Genomic DNA, 2,456 nt, shown 5'->3' with positions numbered 1-2,456 from the left:
CGCAGCGCCGCCGCCTACGCCGACCTCTACGCCTCCCTCCTTCCCGCAGGCCAAGCATGATCCAGACCGTCGCGACCAAGCCCTACGACGACCAGAAGCCGGGCACGTCCGGCCTGAGGAAGAAGGTCCCCCACTTCCAGCAGCCGAACTACGTCGAGAACTTCATCCAGTCGATCTTCGACAGCCTCGAGGGCTTCTCCGGGGAGACCCTCGTCCTCGGCGGCGACGGCCGCTACTACAACCGCGAGGTCATCCAGACGGCCTTGAAGATGGCCGCGGCCAACGGCTTCGGCCGCGTGCTGGTGGGGCAGGGGGGCATCCTCTCGACGCCGGCCGCCTCCAACCTCATCCGCAGGCGGGGGGCCTTCGGCGGCATCATCCTCTCGGCCAGCCACAATCCCGGCGGGCCGAAGGAGGACTTCGGCATCAAGTACAACATCGGCAACGGCGGCCCGGCGCCGGAGAAGATCACCGAGGCGATCTACGAGCGCAGCCGCCGGATCGACGAATACCGCATCCTCGAGGCCCCCGAGATCGACCTCGACACGCTCGGCACCCGGACCATCGGCGGCATGGCCGTCGAGGTCGTCGACCCGGTCGCCGACTATGCCGAGCTGATGGAGACGCTCTTCGACTTCCCCGCCATCCGGGCGATGTTCGCCGGCGGCTTCCGCATGGCCTTCGACGCCATGTCCGCCGTCACCGGCCCCTATGCCACCGAGATCCTCGAGCACCGGCTCGGCGCGCCCAAGGGCACCGTCCGCAACGGCACGCCCCTTCCCGACTTCGGCGGCCACCATCCCGACCCCAACCTCGTGCACGCCAGGGCGCTCTACGACGAGATGATGGGGCCGGACGCGCCGGACTTCGGCGCCGCCTCGGACGGCGACGGCGACCGCAACCTGATCATCGGCCGCGGCATCTTCGTCACCCCCTCCGACTCGCTCGCGCTCCTGGCCGCCAACGCCCGGCTCGCCCCCGGCTATGCCGCGGGCCTCGCCGGCATCGCCCGCTCCATGCCGACCTCGGCCGCCGCCGACCGCGTGGCGGCCAAGCTCGGGATCGAGGCCTACGAGACGCCGACCGGGTGGAAGTTCTTCGGCAACCTGCTCGACGCCGGCCTCGCCACCATCTGCGGCGAGGAGAGCGCCGGCACCGGCTCGAACCACGTCCGCGAGAAGGACGGCCTCTGGGCGGTGCTGCTCTGGCTCAACATCCTCGCCGCCCGCCGGCAGCCGGCGAAGGAGATCGTCGAGGCCCACTGGCGCGAGTACGGCCGCAACTACTATGCCCGGCACGACTACGAGGGCATCGACACCGCCGCCGCCAACACGCTGGTGGACGGCCTGCGGGCGAAGCTCGCCACCCTGCCGGGAACGAAGCTCGCCGGCCTCGCCGTCGCCGCCGCCGACGACTTCACCTACCACGACCCGGTCGACGGCTCCGTCTCCGCGAACCAGGGCATCCGGGTGATGTTCGACGGCGGCAGCCGCGTCGTCTTCCGCCTCTCCGGCACCGGCACCTCCGGCGCCACGCTCCGCGTCTACATCGAGCGCTACGAGGCCGACCCCGGCAAGCTCGCCCTCGCGACGGCCGACGCCCTCGCCGACCTCATCCGGGCCGCCGAGGAGGTCGCCTCGATCCGCGCCCTGACCGGCCGCGAGAAGCCCGACGTCATCACCTGACCCCCGCATGACCTCCCTAGGCGCCACCATCGCGCCGGACGGCGCGACCTTCGCCGTCTGGTCCTCCACCGCCGAGCGTCTCTGGCTCTGCCTCTTCGACGGCGAGCGCGAGGCCGAGCGCGTCCCGCTCCGCCCCGGCCCCGGCGAGGTCTTCACCGCCGCCGTCCCGGGCCTCGCCGCCGGCGCCCGCTACGGCCTGCGCGCCGACGGCCCGTGGAACCCCGCGCACGGCCTCTGGTTCGACCCCGCGAAGCTGCTCGTCGACCCCCATGCCACCCGCCTCGACCGCCCCTTCGCCTGGAACCCCCGCCTCGCCGCCCCGCGCGGGGAGGCGGCCGACACCGCCCACCTCATGCCGAAGGCGATCCTCGAGGATCTCCCGCCGCCCGTCGCCCCGGCGCCGCCCGTCTTCGAGCCTGGCGGCCTGATCTACGAGGTCCCGGTCCGCGCCTTCACCCTCCTCCATCCCGAGGTCCCGCCCGGCATTCGCGGCACCGTCGCCGCGCTGGCCCATCCGGCGGTCCTCGACCATCTCACCCGCCTCGGCGTCGACGCCGTCGAGCTCATGCCGATCGCCGCCTGGATCGACGAGCGCCACCTCGCGCCCCTCGGCCTCGCCAACGCCTGGGGCTACAACCCGGTCGCCTTCATGGCCCCCGACCCGCGCCTCTGCCCCGGCGGCATCGCCGAGCTGAAAGCCACCGTCGCCGCCCTGCGCGCCGCCGGCATCGGCACGATCCTCGACGTCGTCTTCAACCACACCGGCGAGGG

Annotated in this window: 2 protein-coding genes; both read left to right on the top strand. The window is 72.8% G+C overall.

The genetic code is table 11. The features are described 5' to 3' along the window. The first annotated feature begins 56 nt into the window (after positions 1-56). On the top strand, positions 57-1,685 hold the full coding sequence (locus Q0112_RS07440) for an alpha-D-glucose phosphate-specific phosphoglucomutase (RefSeq protein ID WP_297973422.1): 1,629 nt from the start codon (positions 57-59) through the stop codon (positions 1,683-1,685). Positions 1,686-1,692: 7 nt separating this feature from the next. Further along, the coding region (locus Q0112_RS07435; RefSeq protein ID WP_297973419.1) for an alpha-amylase family glycosyl hydrolase at positions 1,693-2,456 on the top strand (764 nt) is incomplete at its 3' end.

The sequence above is a fragment of the uncultured Amaricoccus sp. genome (assembly GCF_937858865.1).
In the GTDB taxonomy this organism is placed as follows: domain Bacteria; phylum Pseudomonadota; class Alphaproteobacteria; order Rhodobacterales; family Rhodobacteraceae; genus Amaricoccus.
Note: the sequence above shows the minus strand (reverse complement) of the source record. Positions and strands in the feature narration are given on the sequence as shown.